14 protein-coding genes are annotated in these 15647 nt (G+C 56.7%); 7 read left to right on the forward strand and 7 right to left on the reverse strand.

Going from position 1 to position 15647, the window contains the following annotated elements; translation table 11 throughout:
* Nucleotides 1–200 precede the first annotated feature (200 nt).
* From PSR62_RS06720 to PSR62_RS06735, 4 genes are all read left to right on the forward strand, one after another.
* Entirely contained in the window at nucleotides 201–1388 is a 1188-nt protein-coding gene (locus PSR62_RS06720) for a BON domain-containing protein (RefSeq protein WP_274407034.1), read from the forward strand.
* 265 nt (nucleotides 1389–1653) lie between these two features.
* Nucleotides 1654–6243: a hypothetical protein gene (locus PSR62_RS06725; RefSeq protein WP_274407035.1), complete on the forward strand. Its 4590-nt coding sequence runs from the start codon at nucleotides 1654–1656 to the stop codon at nucleotides 6241–6243.
* A gap of 89 nt (nucleotides 6244–6332) precedes the next feature.
* Nucleotides 6333–6572, forward strand: a complete 240-nt coding sequence (locus PSR62_RS06730; protein WP_274407036.1) for a hypothetical protein — start codon at nucleotides 6333–6335, stop codon at nucleotides 6570–6572.
* 80 nt (nucleotides 6573–6652) lie between these two features.
* Nucleotides 6653–6958 carry a hypothetical protein gene (locus tag PSR62_RS06735; protein ID WP_274407037.1) on the forward strand — a complete coding sequence of 102 codons (306 nt, stop codon included), beginning with the start codon at nucleotides 6653–6655 and terminating at the stop codon, nucleotides 6956–6958.
* Between the two features lie 42 nt (nucleotides 6959–7000).
* Here PSR62_RS06735 and PSR62_RS06740 read toward each other — a convergent pair whose 3' ends face one another.
* Nucleotides 7001–7897 (reverse strand): phosphatidylserine decarboxylase, encoded by an 897-nt coding sequence (locus tag PSR62_RS06740; protein WP_274407038.1) that lies wholly within the window; start codon nucleotides 7895–7897, stop codon nucleotides 7001–7003.
* Nucleotides 7898–8003: 106 nt separating this feature from the next.
* On the reverse strand, nucleotides 8004–9314 hold the full coding sequence (locus tag PSR62_RS06745) for a DUF3472 domain-containing protein (RefSeq protein WP_274407039.1): 1311 nt from the start codon (nucleotides 9312–9314) through the stop codon (nucleotides 8004–8006).
* A gap of 420 nt (nucleotides 9315–9734) precedes the next feature.
* Between PSR62_RS06745 and PSR62_RS06750 the strand changes: the two genes are divergently transcribed.
* Together PSR62_RS06750 and PSR62_RS06755 are read left to right on the forward strand one after the other, a co-directional pair.
* The gene (locus PSR62_RS06750; protein ID WP_007329269.1) at nucleotides 9735–10016 is read left to right on the forward strand and encodes a peptidylprolyl isomerase; all 282 of its coding nucleotides are present in this window, start codon (nucleotides 9735–9737) and stop codon (nucleotides 10014–10016) included.
* 16 nt (nucleotides 10017–10032) lie between these two features.
* Nucleotides 10033–10575 (forward strand): AlkZ-related protein, encoded by a 543-nt coding sequence (locus tag PSR62_RS06755; RefSeq protein ID WP_274407040.1) that lies wholly within the window; start codon nucleotides 10033–10035, stop codon nucleotides 10573–10575.
* A gap of 352 nt (nucleotides 10576–10927) precedes the next feature.
* Here PSR62_RS06755 and PSR62_RS06760 read toward each other — a convergent pair whose 3' ends face one another.
* The gene (locus PSR62_RS06760; protein ID WP_274407041.1) at nucleotides 10928–12094 is read right to left on the reverse strand and encodes a type III PLP-dependent enzyme; all 1167 of its coding nucleotides are present in this window, start codon (nucleotides 12092–12094) and stop codon (nucleotides 10928–10930) included.
* Nucleotides 12095–12722: 628 nt separating this feature from the next.
* On the opposite strand from PSR62_RS06760, the gene PSR62_RS06765 reads away from it, so the two are divergent.
* The gene (locus PSR62_RS06765) at nucleotides 12723–13226 is read left to right on the forward strand and encodes a Fur family transcriptional regulator (protein ID WP_007338703.1); all 504 of its coding nucleotides are present in this window, start codon (nucleotides 12723–12725) and stop codon (nucleotides 13224–13226) included.
* A 78-nt stretch (nucleotides 13227–13304) separates the two neighbouring features.
* Here PSR62_RS06765 and PSR62_RS06770 read toward each other — a convergent pair whose 3' ends face one another.
* The 4 genes from PSR62_RS06770 to nadD form a co-directional block, all read right to left on the reverse strand.
* A complete protein-coding gene (locus tag PSR62_RS06770; protein WP_274407042.1) occupies nucleotides 13305–13775 on the reverse strand; it encodes a hypothetical protein in 471 nt (156 codons plus the stop codon).
* Nucleotides 13776–13783: 8 nt separating this feature from the next.
* Nucleotides 13784–14245, reverse strand: coding sequence for an acyl-CoA thioesterase (locus PSR62_RS06775; protein ID WP_274407043.1), 462 nt, complete (start codon nucleotides 14243–14245; stop codon nucleotides 13784–13786).
* Nucleotides 14246–14274: 29 nt separating this feature from the next.
* A complete protein-coding gene (rpsR, locus tag PSR62_RS06780; RefSeq protein ID WP_233215804.1) occupies nucleotides 14275–14553 on the reverse strand; it encodes a 30S ribosomal protein S18 in 279 nt (92 codons plus the stop codon).
* A 153-nt stretch (nucleotides 14554–14706) separates the two neighbouring features.
* Nucleotides 14707–15390 carry a nicotinate (nicotinamide) nucleotide adenylyltransferase gene (nadD, locus tag PSR62_RS06785; RefSeq protein WP_274408178.1) on the reverse strand — a complete coding sequence of 228 codons (684 nt, stop codon included), beginning with the start codon at nucleotides 15388–15390 and terminating at the stop codon, nucleotides 14707–14709.
* Nucleotides 15391–15647: the final 257 nt, after the last annotated feature.

Here is a 15647-nt window from a genome sequence, read left to right on the forward strand (position 1 = left end):
TCACCGGGGCTCTGAGCAGGCCATTCAACCCGGATTGTGTTGATTTATCCACAAAATCGGAAAAAACCTGCCGGATAGGCCTCGTTACAACCGAAACAGTCCATAGCACCGATCGGACCGGCTGTTGGCTGATCCTTTTTTTCCGCGAGTAACGCGGTCGGTGAATGACACCTCACAAAGGACTGTAGGGAGGCATTTCCATGCGACGCAAATATTTTGGACTGGCGATGGCCGCGATCGCCACGCTGGGGCCTGCTCAGGCCTTTGGCGGTGATCGCGAGATCGCACAACAAGTCATGCAACGGCTCAAAGTCAGCCGTGATGCAGGTCAACTGAAGAACTTCAACCTTGACATGAAAGTCAACGACGGAGTGGTCGTGTTCCGCGGCACCGTCGATGGCTCGGAGCAACAAGACCTGGTCTTGGCCGCTTTGAAGGATGTCGATGGCGTTGTCAATGTTGTCAATGAACTCGAAGTTCTCGAAGCAAAGCTTTACAAGCCCAAGGCTGCTGCGATCGCAGCTGTTGAGCCTGCGGAAGCATTCGACTTCAAGGGAGCTTTGGAAACCGAAGTTCAAGAAGTGGTTCCTGGTTCGGTGGCACCGGTTGCTGGCGAAGAAGCCGCTGACTCGCAAACCCGCACCGTTGCGGCTTGGGAAGAGGCTGGTGGAGAAGCCGGTTCGGACGAAGCGATCACTCGTTCCGTCGCCTCTGCCTTGGGCAAAGCGAAGTCCGTCGGTCACCTGAAAGACTTCGGTGTCGACGTCAACGCTTACGACGGCATCGTGGAGATCACCGGCGAAGCTGCTTCGGCATCCCAGCGAAAACTGATCGCTGAAATCGCCCGTCATGCTCCCGGAGCACGCGGCGTCCGCGATCTGATGACCGTCAAGGCGGGATCGAACCCTGGTTTGGTTGCCACACCTGCCACGCATCGCACCGGTGGGTTGCAGCCTTTGCCACCTGCCAATCGTCAGGTCCAAGCTCGTCCCGTTTCGTACGGGCAAATGGGCGGCCAAGTTGGCGGACAAGTGATCAACGGCGAAATGGTTGTTCCCGGCAGCATGATGACTCATGGAGCCGCTGGCATGCAGGGAGCACCGGCACCGATGGCTCAGGCACCGATGATGGGACAACCTGTTCCCATGGCGCCTGCCGCACCCGCCGGAGCACCTCGCTACGACACTCCGAACTTGCCGAACTACGCTTGGCCTGGCTACGCAGCGTATCCGAACTACGCCGCACTGACGTACCCACAACAGTACAGCCCATCGGCGTTCCCCTACATCGGACCTTTCTACCCCTACCCACAAGTTCCTTTGGGATGGCGGAAGGTGTCGCTCGAATGGGACGACGGTTGGTGGTTCTTGGACTTCACTGACAAGTAGTCTGATGGGTGATCCAACGGATCATCTGAACAGAACGAATGAACGAAAAACCCTCGCAAGTATTCTTGCGAGGGTTTTTTCGTTGTTGGAAGTAAATTGGCCGATCGCTTGAAATCAAAGAAATGGAGGAACTGTTACTTCGAAAAGGCATCAGAAAGGGAGATGCCAGCGGTTGGAAGCGGATGCCTGTCCGGCGCGATTTCATGGGCGCCACGGGTTTTGCTGACTGATAAAATCGTGTTGCACTGCATGATGCTCGGGCGCGGTGCATTCACTCGATCCATTCTTGATTTTGGTGGCTGGAATGAAGGGCGACTCCCTTTCCGAACGTTTGGTTTTGATGCTGATTTGCCTCGTCTGTTTTGGCGTGCCAGCCCACAGCCAATTGCCGAGTGGTTTGACTCCGTCTGCGATTGCTGATGGTGCCAAAATCGTTTTGACGGCTCGAGTGAACGATGCCCCGAAGGTGACGGAATCGCGTCAGTGGCAATTGCAGGATCGAGAACCGATTCAGGGACGATTGGTTCAATGGATTGGTCCAGACGAATGGATCCATCTCGAAGTCCACAGTCGAAAGTTCCAGTCTTTTCCATTGAGGCAGTTCAGTGAAACGGATCGCGAATTCATTGAGAAGACATTGGAGCCTTGGCGATCGCTGGTGGATCGGCTTCGCGAGGCGTTTCCCATTCGCGATGCAGGTGACCAGGCGTGGATGCAGGGTGACCGGGAGCTGAACAATGCGTCTCTGTTGTTGGTCGAAGACGACATCTCGTATTGGAACATTCAACAACAGTTGATCGCCATTCCGCTGGCGTCATTCCGGGGCGAACAACGCGATCTGATACGCGAACGTCTGAACGTTCTCGACAAATTGTCGAAGTGGCAGACCGCAGTTCCTGGGATCGAGTTTCAAGCGGCGCTACTTGGCGAAGTCGACGATGCATTTGTCTTTGGACGCATTTGGAAGCCATACGCTTCGCACCCCGTGATGGCTCGATTTCGTGTTCGCAAAAGCATGCTTGCGGAAGCTGATCGCAAACGAGCGGCGGATTGGTTGCAGACTGGAAAAGTGAAACAGGTACCGGGCCTCGAGCAAACCGATCTTTGGTGTTGGCCTGGGCGACTGGGGATGCTCGGACCTGGGAAGCCGCTTGAAATCGCCGAAGATGAGTCGGATCCCTCTAAGAGCAAGGTTTCATGGTTCGTGCCTGATCATCGACCCGAACGGGCTCGATTCCGAAAGTTCCGGATCAAACGCTGGGAGTCGCTCGGTTCGTTCACCGGTCCATCGGAATTGGATCTGCGGCGTGTGCTCATGGAAAGGAAAATGAATGAGCTCGATGAAGAGGTTGCTCCTACGCAAATCGCCAAGTCTTGGGATGAACGGCGGCGAGAACTGGTTGATTCTGATCCGTTTCGCTACCTCAACACGTGCGGGGCTTGGCGACTCAAAGACACCGCGCCCAATACCCGATTCACGGCGACGCTGATTGGCGAAGAGCACCCGTATTACGTCTATCGGTTCGATGCCGAAAACTCGACCGTCGCCATCTTGAAAGCCGAATTGACAGAACCTTGGAGAGCGGCGGCTGAACAAAGCGTCCAGGGTCTGAACGAGTATTTCGAGGCTCACCCCAAGGAGAAGCGTCCCTCTTTGCACGCGGAGTATTTCCTCGTTCGACGTTCCCATTCCATGGTGTTGGCGATCAAACCATTGGAGATGACGAACGAGACCTCCTTGAAGGTCAAAATGGCCAGCCGTGACACGCCGGTGGGGTTGCCTGTCGATCAACTGCATTTCGTGGACGCGATGGAAATGAAGTTGATGATGCTCGAAGCCGATCCAACCGCATCGACCAAGGGACTGCCGGAGCTTGCGAAAACCTCTCGCGAGGATCGGATCCAGTGGATCAAACTGCAGGAACACTTTGAGAAGAAGATCATTTTTGAAATGCAGCTTCCCTCCGCGAAAGCGATGGAAGACTGGTTGGTGAGCTGGAGTCAACCACCTTATAAGACGCAAGTTGGATTCGAGGGCGTTGTCGTGGGGAAGCACCTTGATAGTTGGATCATGCGTGACGGGACAGTCGATTTCTTGGTTGACAGAGAACTTCTGACGGACCACGCCAACGAACAAGCTTCCCAGCAATGGCAGACTCTGAAGAAGCAGTTTCCAAACCAAGCCATTCCGATCGCGGTTCCCAGCCTGCGAATCTACGGGTTGATGGGGAAGCAGCCATTGCCGCCGGCCGAGGATCCAAGATGGAACGACAACGACGAATTCCAGTTCACCGATCGAGAAGGAAAGCGTCAGACGATTCCTCGAACAGCCTTTTCGCATCTGGAAAAGCTCGAGTTGGAGGTGCAGTTGCGTTCGGAAGCCGATGTACGGCAAACGGTTTCAACTGATGACCAGTACGCCGCGATGCAAGAAGTCGATCTGTTTCAAGAAAACCTAAGGCGAGAGCTCGAAGATAAACTCCGCAACCTGCCGCGACCTCCGAGCTATCAAACCTGGAAGTTGGTGGACTCGAGTCAGTTGTTTCCCGCTAACTTTGACCGTCTTGACGGTGACGACGCGATCATGCGCGGGATGGTAGGCGGCCACTTCCGCGTTGCACGCTCGCTGTTTGAGGAACACGATTGGAAGACAATGGAGGAGATGGCCGCCGAGTTTCGTGAGCAGGGTAAAGCGGGCAGAACGGACGGGCTGGACCCGTCCACGATCACCCATCGCGTGATTCGACGAGCCGACGGTTGGACCACTTTGCCCGCCACGCCGGTTCGCGCGAATCGGTACTACATCTATTTCGAGGACGAGAACGAATCCATGATTCGTTTGTCTGTGGATGAACTTCATCCGGTTGACGGACCGAAGTTACGGGGTGAGTTGTACCGTCGTGAACATGGTATCGAGTGGGACGACCAGGTGGATGAGCGGTTGGCTCAACCTGTCACCGAAAACGAAATCATTGCTCGGCCAGCCACGTTGGATGCGGAATATCGCGAGCGGTTGGAAGTGCTGCGTCGTGGCTTCTCACGCCAGTGGAAAGAGACACGTTTGGCACTCAGTCCCGGGCAGACGGTGCTGCAGATGTCAGTGGACGGGGCGTTCTTGTTGATTGCGGGAAACGATCCTGCCGTGGTGGATCGAAGTGGGAACATCGTCCATCGAATCCCAAGTCGATTGGACGGGCAGCACCCGGTTTATCTGTCGCCGGATGGCAATCGATTGATCGGTTTTGAAAGTGGAGTGCTGACCCTTTGGGATCTGCAACAGGGGATTAAATCGGCGAGCTACCAAGCGGTGAAGCAACCCTTGGCTTCGACGCAATCTGCGGACGGCGATCGCATCTTCTTCACGACCCACGATGGGTGGATCTACTTGTTGGATTTGGCATCGTTGGAAGTCAAGCAATCACGCATCGAGTTGCTCGACGGGGAACGAATGACTTCCGAGCTATGGTGCTCTCGCGACGGTGCGAATTTCATCGCGACCAGCAATCAAAACATGTACCTGTTGAAGGTCGATGAAACCACGGGAAAGATTGCGAATCAAGCTCAATTGACGAAGCTTCCGAGGGTCCGCTCGCTGGCGGTTTTGGACCAAAGGGCTTGGGTTAGCACGGACGAGAAACCTTGGGCAATCGACTTTGGGGTCGAAGAGGGAGAGGTGGTCCATGCCACTCGTCGGCTGAGCATCGTTCCTTACTGGATGGACAACGTTCCCGGCGAAGAAGGACTCTCGCTGATCCGAGTCATGGGGATGCTTCCAGGTTTGGCGGGCTCCACAGATCCTTTTGCCTTCATCGCGAACTTCGATTTGAACGGCGATCGGATGGGGATGGTTGAGTACGTGAACTGTGACTTGACTCAACCGGTCATGATCGCGGCGCGCGGAACGGCGATGGTATTTCGTCGAGGTGATGAGTGGATTCATGCCGCCGCTCCGGAACGCATTCCAGCGTCTCGGATCCTTCGAGTGTTGGCGGAGAATCTGGTGGACCGCGACCAGATCGACCAATTGGACGCTGCGTTTGCCTATTTGCGAACACCCGCGATCGCGGCGGTCAGTGAGTATCCCGATGAATTGAGCGAGGAGTTTCTAAGTGCGCTGGGCATCGTGTCCAAAGAATATGGCTGGGTGCACGGCGGCGATGCTCGAATCCGCAAGGAGTTGTGGCTGAAGCGAGCCGGGGAACGGATGCCGCGGTCCATCGTGATTCCGATGCTGCGTGCTCAGCATCACCGCGACCTGGCTTGGAAGGCTCGCGGAACCGGTTTTGTGAACACGGTTTCGAAGGATGGCATGCGAGTTTTTCATGAACAGTTGGGTGTCGCACTGGAACACCTCAAACCGCTCTTGAAGAAGCAGCAACCCGCTACCCGTGTGTTCTCCCTTGCGCTCGGGATTTCAATGGGATTGTCCGCGCCCAAGAGTGCCGTGGGTGAACTGACCAAGCGTGCCATGCAGAGTCCCGCCAAGGGAAGTTTGTCCGTGCACTCTTCGGCGGTGACGTATTTGTTGCCGCGTTGGTACGGCAACCCCGGCGATTTCGAAAACTACATCGAGGCGGTCTGCGATCAACTGGGCGGTGCCGAGGGCGACGCGATGTACAGTCGGTTGATGGTCAGCACGGCTCGCTTTTACCCTCGTGGTCAACCCGCCAGTGATTTCATGCGAGTCGATCCCGAACGGGTGTTGGCCGGAATGGATGCGTACTACGCCAAAGAAAAGACAAGCGTCCATTGGTTCGAATTGGCAGAAGAGTTCTTCCAGCGGGAAGCGGATGCCGACCGACTGGCCAAGCTCCGGCAACTGATACATCGTCACCGGATCTATTTGGGAAAGTGATCGTGGAATGGTGGTGTGCCTGACTCCAGCGGACGCTGAAGACACTTGATGCTCGCACCGCATTGCAGTCGGGCGAGTTTGAGTATGAGATGAGCAAGACTGATTCTGAAAAGACGGTGAAGTGGAAGCAGAAGGGGCTGTATTGCTACGATGACACCGAGTCTACGACGTTCCACTATCTGGAACACTTCACGGAGGAGGACATCAAAGAGGATCGAGACGCTTCCTCTCGGGGCGGAGGCAACTTTCGATTGCCGCCTGAATTGTCGTTGTTCTGCCGAACGGAGACACAGAAACCAAGATGGATCACTGTTGACAAGGAACGGTGACAATCGTTGAGCCTGGTGATCCACAGCACCCAGCTCTGCGAAGAAGATCCATCCAAACTTTTAATGCGGGTGGTCTTGTCATGTCCATTGACATGGAGAGAGGCCATTGGCCAATACTGGCTGTACTCGATCAACCTGCGGCGAAACGGAACGCGGATGGGAAACTTGTTGTAGACGGGGAAAAACGAGTTTTACTTTCGAGGTGTGAGATCGACTTGATTGAGGTGGACGGCGAATGGGTCCCGCGCCGCGCAACTTATTCAAATGGTCGCGATGAATATAAAATTCTATTAACGTGGAAAAGTGTCAACGCGAAGCCTGGTGAGATCGTGTTTTCAGACGAACGGTTTCTTCGTTTGATGGAAAGTGAGGAACGGATTGATTGAGAAGAGAGCGTGTCGTGACTCGAAGTCGTGATGGCTCAATCTTCATTGGGTGCGTGTTCCCAAATGGTCGCCCATGCGAGCGTAGAGTTCGCGATGTTGGCGAGAGTTTTCAATGAGGTCCGCGTCGAATTGGATGCGGCCGGGTTCGAACAGGACCATGGTCGAGGAACCACCGAATCGGAAGTAGCCTTTTTCGTCGCCCTTGGAGATGGTTTCACCGGGCGAGTAAGTCTGTTGGATGCTGCCAACACAGGTGGCGCCGATTTCAAGCAACAGCACTGTTCCGAAAGATTCCGTCTCGAGCTGCGTGAGGCAGCGTTTGTTGCTGGTCAGGATGTGAATGTTCTGACGCAAGGCAATTGGATTGACGGAATAGAGTGGTCCGTTGATCAGACGGCTTTCACTGGGCACGCCGGAGGCAGGGAAGTGAAAGCGGTGATAGTCGACGGGGCACAATCGGGAAAGCAGCAGGCTGCCGCTCGCGTAGCGGTCGGCGAGGGCGGAATCTTGCAGGAGCGTTGGCAGATCAAACATCTCGCCTTTGACAAACAGCCCTTCGCATTTTGATAGGTCGGGAATGCAAAGGTGACGGCCGTCGGCGGGGAAGACCACCGAGTCGGCAGCCGCATCAATCGGACGAGCTTCCGGTTTCAGCTTTCGAAAAAAGAACTCGTTGAAATTGGCAAACTCGTCCACGTCGCGGACAAACTCATCCGAGTCCAGTTCATACTCCTTGATGAACGGAGCGATCTTCTCGCGTGTTTTCGGTTGGTCCATTCGCCAACCGTACCAGTGCGAGAACAACGTTCGTTTCACGACCAGCGTAAGCGAAAGACGTCCGGCAATGGTGCCGTACGTCCATCGCAATGCCTTGTCGCCATACACCTTTTCGATGCGGTCTTCGCCGGTGTATCGGTCGTGATAGACGATTTCATCCATGAGTGATTCTTGTTTGAATGGTAGTGGACGAGGCCGCGAGTCCGGTCGCACGACCCATGCGTGGGATTCTTTGCGTCGTCCTCTACGAGAGTGGCGTTGCGATGGATCAGCGTGGCAACTGATCCCAGTTGATTTCAGGCTGCTGGCCTGCGGTGGACTTTCGTTCGAAAGTTTGATCCAGATCAACGGTCTCCGAGAAGAAGCCACAGTTCTTCAAGAAAAAGTGGTCGTCTTGGCTTCCGCCGGCATAGTCCAGTCGATGACGACCGCGAGCGGTGTTGTCACCCGTGAATTTGGCTCGTGTGATTTCGTGCCACTTGCCGTTCACATCGCAAACCCATTGGTTGCCGTAGTGAGCCGATCGTTGCAGATGGCCTTGTTCTGCTGAGAAGTTTTCAAGGAAGGAGTGGAAGCCGGTCAGGTGCTTGTCTGTCTTGGGGCGTCGGAAGGTCGCTACCAAACGCCATTCGTTCTTCGCTTTATCACCGAACCAAGATGTGTACAGCGTGTTGCCGTCGCCATCGGGTTTGACTTCGGTCAGGAAACGGTATGTCTTGCCGGCTTCCCATGGGTAGACAAAGAAGCTTTGCCCGCCGGATCCTTCGTTGCCAAAGTCCTTGGCGATCACACCGTCGCCTTTTGCAAGCGTCTCGACTCGGTCTTCGTCAGGAATGTCGTTGGGGTTGTCCGTGCGGAAAGGACTCCAGATGGAGAACAGGACTTTGCGTTCGGTGGGGCTGTTGACCTGCATGCCGAAGTAGCCTTCGCCAAAACCGTTGGCCATGAAGTAGGTGCCCATTTGGTCTTCGCCGACGGGGACCATGATCTCGCTGTAGGCGTAGGTCAGGTCCGTGCCTCGTGGCAATCGGTAGGAGAGGTGGACTGATGGACCTCGGCGTCCCCAGTAGAACATGTTGCCATCGTTCGTTTTGACATAGTCGAGTTGTAGGTCGGCGTCGTCGGATGTCACCACCAGATCCGTGATTTGTGCGGATCCAGAAGGGTTGCCACCGGCTGCCGGCGCGAGTTGCAGGTCGACCCGGACGTAGCCCGCATTCTCGATCTGAATTTCGCCGAGCGGGTAGGTCTTGGCGGATCCAGGTTGCAGATCACAGGAAAGCTTGGTTTCCTCAACGGTTGCAAGGATTGTCGCGGGGTGATCGATCGCGTTGCCTTTCAGTCCTAGCTCGAGCGTGTGAGCGTCATTGACGTGAAAGTAGACGGAGTGGACTTCGCTCGAATCGCGGAGTCGTAGCGAGCCACCGCGTCGCATCGATCGGCCGCCGGGTTCAGGCTGCGTGCGGAACGCGTTGCCCCCCACTGGCACGGACCACTCTTTCGCGGAGGAGAGTCCCTGCGAGGTCAGGAGTGTGACAAGGCTGATCAGGAGCGGTTGAAAGACAGGTCGGGAAATCATGGTGTCGATCTGGTGAGACGGGCGTGGGCAGGAACCAAGGAATCTTTTCGCGAGTCGGGAAAGAGGCTGCGTTGAACCCGCCACTCTTTCGCTCCGATGATGGTCTCGCGGCATTCGAACCTATCCCATATCGAAACCATCCTGCAAGCAGGTGGGAAGCAGCAGCGGGGCAAATCACTTTATCAAGCTGCAGCAATGAGCCGATGGCCGTTAGGCCCGGTTTCGTCGTGGAAACAGGTGCGAACGCACTTCGGCTCACCTTCCTGAAACCCCGCAAGTGGTTTGCCCTGACAGGTATCGCGAGCAGGGGTTTTCGAACTGCAGCGGGCAAGCCACCATGGTGGCCGAAGCTGGCGGGCGACTTTTGACGTCCGCCAGGCCTCTTACCACCCCACGACGGAACCCAACCAAGAGACCATCATGGCCACCGCAAGTGCACGACATATCCTCGTTGAAACCGAAGAAGCCTGTCAGGATCTGAAGGATCAGATCGAAAAAGGACAGGATTTCGGTGCCATCGCCGCTGAGTTTTCCTCGTGCCCGTCCGGCAAATCCGGTGGAGCGTTGGGAACGTTCAGTCCTGGCCAAATGGTCAAAGAGTTTGACGAAGTGGTCTTCAGCGGTGAACTGGGCAAGGTTCACGGTCCCGTCAAGACTCAGTTCGGCTACCACTTGATCGAGATCACGCAGCGCGTCGATTGATTCGAGAGGCGATCCCATGATCAAGACGTTTGGACAGGCCTATAAGTTTGTGCTGAAGAGCAAGGTTTGCACCGTCTTCGGCAGCAAGAACTCGCCGTACCCGTCGTTGTGGGACAACACCGATTTGTCGGAAGACAAACCCAAGGCGGGTGGTTGGAGCCCCAAGGTGACGGCCGTCTGGGATTGGAAGACTCGCATCCCGCAAACCTATCCCGCGGAAGTTTTCTACGGGAAGGTGCGCGGCGGGGACGCCGTGTTGATGGAGATGCAGCACTTTCGTGAGGTGCATTACGCGGAGGCGTACCAGCCCGTCCACGAATTGGATGTCCTCTGCCAAGAAATCTTTGAGCTGATTCGTTTGGAAGCGGATTACACCGGACCGCTTCGCAAGCGTGCCATCGAGCGATTGGCGTGCACGAAGAGCCAATTCGACACGGCACTCAAAAAACTGCAAATCAGTTTGAACATCGTGCGCTCCAATGACCCGAAGATGAAAAACGATTTCTGGCTGCCGATGCGAGAGGTTCATCTCGAGGTCGTGCAGCAGCACGAGGCGTAGAGAAGATCGCTTCGTCCTCGAAGGAACCGTCCTGGGATAGCTTCTGTAGCTGGACTCGTCAGAGTTCAGGAGAGCAGGAGCTTAGCCACGGGAGTGGCGACACAGGAACTGCCGGGCCTGTGAAGGCCCGGCTGAAGTTGGGAAACGCCAGCCAAGCCCCAGCGGGGCGACACAGTGAATCCAGCGGGGATCTGTGTCGGCCCTTCAGGCCTTGGGGGCAGATTGACACTGTGTCCGGTGCCTGACCGGCACCGGCAAGGGCTATGCCGACCCTTCGGGCCTGAAAATGCATCTCGCTACCAGTAGCATCGCCCCGGGGAGCGAGAAAAGACGGCAAAGGACGTGTCGTCCGTCAGTCGATGGCGACGCTGTTGGCCATCGGCAATCCATTGAAAGGCGATGCGCTGGCGGCAGCGTAGGCACCCATCGATGGAACCAAGACCAATTCACCGACTTCCAAGTCAGGAAGCCACTGATCACGCGAAACGATGTCGGTGGAGTCGCAGGTGGGTCCCGCCACCACGCAGGGGACGGTCTCCCGTGAACCATCGTTTTCGACCAGCAACGGGAAGTCCGTGTGGTCGAAGACTTTGCCTGAGAACGAACCGTAGATGCCATCGTCCAGGAAGAACCAAGGCAGGTCCCAGCGACGGTTCTTGCCGATCACGCGAGTGATCAGCGTGACGCTTTCGGTGCACAGTCCACGACCCGGTTCAGCGATCAAACGAATCGGCAAATCGCCAAACATCTCTCGCAGCCCGTTGGTGATGACTTCACCGAAGGTTTCAATCGAAGGAGCGTCTTCGCGATACGGGGCAGGGAAGCCGCCACCAATGTCGAGAACTTCCAGGTGGTGTCCGGCCTGAGTGGCCTCGTCCCAGACTTCACGAACGCTGCGAAGGACTTCGACATAGTCATGCGGGTTGAGGCACTGGCTGCCGACATGGAACGAGAACCCGCGAACGTTCAGGCCTTTGGCTTTCGCCGTTGCCAGGAGTTCCATCGCTTCGTGCATCGGGCAACCAAACTTCGCCGACAGGTTGATACGGCTGGAAGCTCCCGTGGTCGCCAAACGCAACAACAGGTTCACGTCCGGGGTCAGTCGGCGGATCTTTTCCGCTTCGATCGCGTTGTCGAAAACGAACCAGTTCACACCGGCTTGTGCGCATTCCCATAGGTTTGCATCGGTCTTGCATGGGTGAGTGTGCAGCATCCGATCGGGCGTGAAGCCGGCCGCCAGTGCCGCGTGCAATTCGCCTGGTGAGCAGACGTCAATGAATGCGTTTTCGCCGTTGAGCGTCGACAAGAAGTTCAGGTCGGGATTGGCTTTCGCCGCATAGTAAAGATCAACACCTGGCAGGGCGTTCTTCATTGCCCAGTAGGTTTCGATGGCTTTGGATCGTGACACCACCAGCAAAGGTGTGCCGTGTTTTTCAGCGAGCTCTTTGGCGAGGTCAAAGGAAAGGTTCGGCTGAGCCGTTCGGGCGTTGGGTGCGCGCAGAATGGTCGATGCGATCATGCGGCTGGGGTGCCTCCAATTGGGGACCAAGGTCAGTTGAGAAACGAAATGCAGTCAAAACTTCGAAGCCACGTGGCTTCGTCTGAGGGTTCCGATGGAACCCTGGCCGACTTCTTCTTCGCTGTTATCGAGCCGCGTCCGGGGCGCAATAACGTGTTGACCTTGGGGAGATCGCAATGGAGGTTGCGGCACCTTGCGGTATGGCAACGTTGTGCGTTTGGAGGGGGCGATTCCGCTAGGAAACGTCCTGCCAACACACTTCCGCCGCGCCTCATCTGAGGCGAGACCTGGTGTCGTGCTGATTGAGCCGCGGTGGGTGGTTTGGCGTCGCTTAAAACGCGAGCGAACCATCACCGTTTTTCAATCGGTTGCGGAAGATATCGACCACGTATTGAAAAGTCGAGAGCGGAAATGCCGATTTCGGTCGATTGTGTCGTTGCAGCGTGATCCACCCAGTCCTGCGGACGGAGACCGGTTTGTCTCTCCGTGTGGACGACCATCGGCCAGTGAATCCAGGCGATTCTGCGGCGGTTTCGCGGGGCTCCGCTCGGGACAAATCGGGACACGGCTGCTATAGTGGTTCCGCAAGCATCTCTTCTCTCCATTGCAGTGGTCCGTTTTGTCTGACGTGTCTTCGGTTCCCGAATCTCTTGAACGTCTCGAGGTGGCTTTGACCCCTCAAGAGCGTTTTGAGGAGTATTTGCAGAGCAAAGGCCAGCGACAGACGAAGCCTCGTAAGTTTCTCGTCGAGAAGATTTTCTCTCAGCACGCCCACTTTGATGCCGATGAGCTGATCGAGAAGTTGCCGCGCAAGGGCGAGCCCAACTACGTCAGCTCAGCGACGGTGTATCGATCGCTGCGGGAATTTGTGGACGCAGGGTTGCTGAATTGCTTTCAGCTCGATGGCCGCACGGTTTACGAACTGGATTACGGCTACCCGCCCCACGATCACCTGTACTGCACGCGTTGCCGCAAATTGATTGAGTTTCGCAGCGAGGAACTGATTGCGACCCGAGACGAAGCGGCCGCAAAACACGGTTTTCGCGTTTCTGGCCACCGGATGCTGGTCAGTGGCGTTTGCCGCGAATGCGGGAAGAACCGACGCAAAAAACGCAAGCAAGACTTGGTTTGAATCGGCTCGGTGTGAATCGGCTCGCAGTGAATCGATTCGTGGGCGATCCCAGTTCGTTGATCAGGCTGCCTTCGCCGCTCAAGATTCCTCGGGAAGTTCGGCCATCCGGATCTGTTGCAAGATCGCGTTGAAGACAGGTTCCGCGGCTTCGAAGTCGGCCAGTTCGGCTTGGAATTGAGCCAGGATGCGTCCCGCGATCGGCATTTGTTCGCGGGTTGGGTCGGGAGCGTCCAACAGCACCACGCGTGAGATCACGACGAGGTCCAGGTAGTAGAATCGCAGGTCGACGGCCCGCTCGCCTTCTGCGGCCCCCGGGAGCGTGACGTTGTCACGTTCCAGGTCTTCGTATTGTCCCCGGAGCATTTGGTCGATTTCGCCGAGAACCACTTCGTCTTCTCGGGTGATCGGCAGGGTTTCGAGCGACACGAATCCGCCTCCCGGCAGATCAAACGTGGCTCCCTGATCGCCTTCGTCTTCGGCTCGCTCGATCAGAGTCCAGTTGTCTGGGTACAGCAGTTTCAGGCCGAAGCCTTCGAAAGTCGCGGGCATGTTCTTGTTCAGTCGTTTTGGGGGCCGGACAATCGGTGGCGAAGGTCATCGGGCACGTTGGTTTTGACCAGTTTGCCGCCCGCTTGCAGGTCGCAGCACACGGCGGTGATCTTGCCGGTGGCGATGCGTCGGCCTTCGCATGTCAATTCGAACCGATAGCTGATACTGGACTGACCGATTCGGTCGACGTGCACATCAATTTGCAGGATGTCTTCAAATCGGGCGGGGCCGTGAAAGTCGCAACTGGCGGCGACTCGGGGCCAAGTCAGGCGTTCCTCGGATTCATGGTGCGGCATCACGGGGATGCCGACCGAACGCAGGAACTCATGTTCGGCCGCTTCCATCATCGGGAAGAAGGCCGAAAAGTGGACGATTCCAGCCGCATCGGTGTCTCGAAACTCGACGCGACGTTGGGTCTGATAGACCGGAGCCCGTTGGATCGGGGCTCCGTCAGAGGCAGAATCGTTCACTGAGTTGACGATTTGTCTGGGTGGACGAACTATTCGCCGACGTATGGCAACAGGGCCATGAAGCGGGCGCGTTTGATGGCCGACGTGACAGCGTGTTGGCTGGCAGCGGTACAACCACTCTTGCGACGGCCCATGATGCGTCCTTGACGGTTGACCATCTTGGACAGCAATTCGAGGTCCTTGTAGTCAACGTACATCGGACGCGGACGATGGCCATCGACGAAGATGGGGTCCTTGCGGCGCGTACGGCTGCGGACTCGGGAGCGTTTGCGGGCACGGCTACGCGTGCTCATTGGACGTGGAGGCATGAAGCTTTTCGAAGAAAATCGAAGGCGAATGGACTGATTCGGCCGGAAAATCAAGGTCTCCGGCTCGCCAATGGTGTCCCGTGAACGCAAAAAAGCTGCGATCGCGGGCCACACAGTGTGCCGAGATCGGCGTTTCCACGCAATCCCTTTTGCCTATTCTGCCTGATAAAGCTTTTCTTGGTCGATCAGAGTCCTCACAGGGTGCGGGACCTGAAATCGGATGCTCCGTCCAGAAGCGACTCGCCGGCGAAGATCGCTGCTGCTGATTTCGATCTGGGGCATCTGGATCTGGGCCTCACGAATCGTTTGAATTTGCGATTCGTCGGTCATTTCATTCAAAATGGAGTAGTCCGGCGGAGGGTCCCCCCCGCGAGCGATCACAGCCAGATGGCACCGTTTGAGAATTTGCTCGGGTTCGCGCCAGCGATCGAACGAGGCCAGCGAATCGGCCCCGATGATCAGGTGCAGCGGGCGGTCTGGAAACTGTTCCTGGAGGTGTTCCAGCGTCAGCAGGGTGTAGCTGACGCTGTCCTGCCGGAGTTCCCAGTCGTCGACGACGTGCCCAGTCTGTCCGCTGAGTGCCAACCGCAGCATCTGCAGGCGGTGCTCGTTGCTGGCCACCGGGCCGTGGGGTTTGAGCGGGCTGGTGGCCGTCGGGATCCAGCGGACGTGTTCAATCGGCAATTGTTCCAGCGCCGATTCAGCCATCCACAGATGCCCGACGTGAACGGGGTCGAATGACCCACCCAGAATCCCGATGCCGTGATTTGATGGAGGGGTGGTTTCAGCTGCGGACACGGAATGACTTTCAATGGTTTCTCGCTTGAATCGACGCAAGCATAACTTCGCAAAAGCGAGGGCGGCAGGTTGTCTCATGCCCAGAGCGTCAACGAAGCCTCGGATTGGGGGATGGTGCCCGGATTGGGGATGGTGCCAGCCACGTCACGTGCCGATCGTCCACGCCGGCCCCGTCCGGGGCGACATCGTGATCTCCATCAATGTCTCGGGGCTTCCGCCCCGAGCTAGCAACGCGGACTCCTCCGGAGTCGTTCATGCACGTTCGCCCCCGGAAGGGGCCAACATCGGCAGATCGG

The organism is Rhodopirellula sp. P2, assembly GCF_028768465.1.
Classification (GTDB): Bacteria; Planctomycetota; Planctomycetia; order Pirellulales; family Pirellulaceae; genus Rhodopirellula.

Bases quoted from the DNA above. Each gene is read 5' to 3' on its own strand.
- PSR62_RS06735 (WP_274407037.1), top strand. From the start codon at position 6,653: ATGTCCATTGACATGGAGAGAGGCCATTGGCCAATACTGGCTGTACTC.
- PSR62_RS06730 (WP_274407036.1), top strand. From the start codon at position 6,333: ATGAGCAAGACTGATTCTGAAAAGACGGTGAAGTGGAAGCAGAAGGGG.
- rpsR (WP_233215804.1), bottom strand. From the start codon at position 14,553: ATGCCTCCACGTCCAATGAGCACGCGTAGCCGTGCCCGCAAACGCTCC.
- PSR62_RS06755 (WP_274407040.1), top strand. From the start codon at position 10,033: ATGATCAAGACGTTTGGACAGGCCTATAAGTTTGTGCTGAAGAGCAAG.
- PSR62_RS06760 (WP_274407041.1), bottom strand. From the start codon at position 12,094: ATGATCGCATCGACCATTCTGCGCGCACCCAACGCCCGAACGGCTCAG.
- PSR62_RS06745 (WP_274407039.1), bottom strand. From the start codon at position 9,314: ATGATTTCCCGACCTGTCTTTCAACCGCTCCTGATCAGCCTTGTCACA.
- PSR62_RS06740 (WP_274407038.1), bottom strand. From the start codon at position 7,897: ATGGATGAAATCGTCTATCACGACCGATACACCGGCGAAGACCGCATC.
- PSR62_RS06720 (WP_274407034.1), top strand. From the start codon at position 201: ATGCGACGCAAATATTTTGGACTGGCGATGGCCGCGATCGCCACGCTG.
- PSR62_RS06770 (WP_274407042.1), bottom strand. From the start codon at position 13,775: ATGCCCGCGACTTTCGAAGGCTTCGGCCTGAAACTGCTGTACCCAGAC.
- PSR62_RS06750 (WP_007329269.1), top strand. From the start codon at position 9,735: ATGGCCACCGCAAGTGCACGACATATCCTCGTTGAAACCGAAGAAGCC.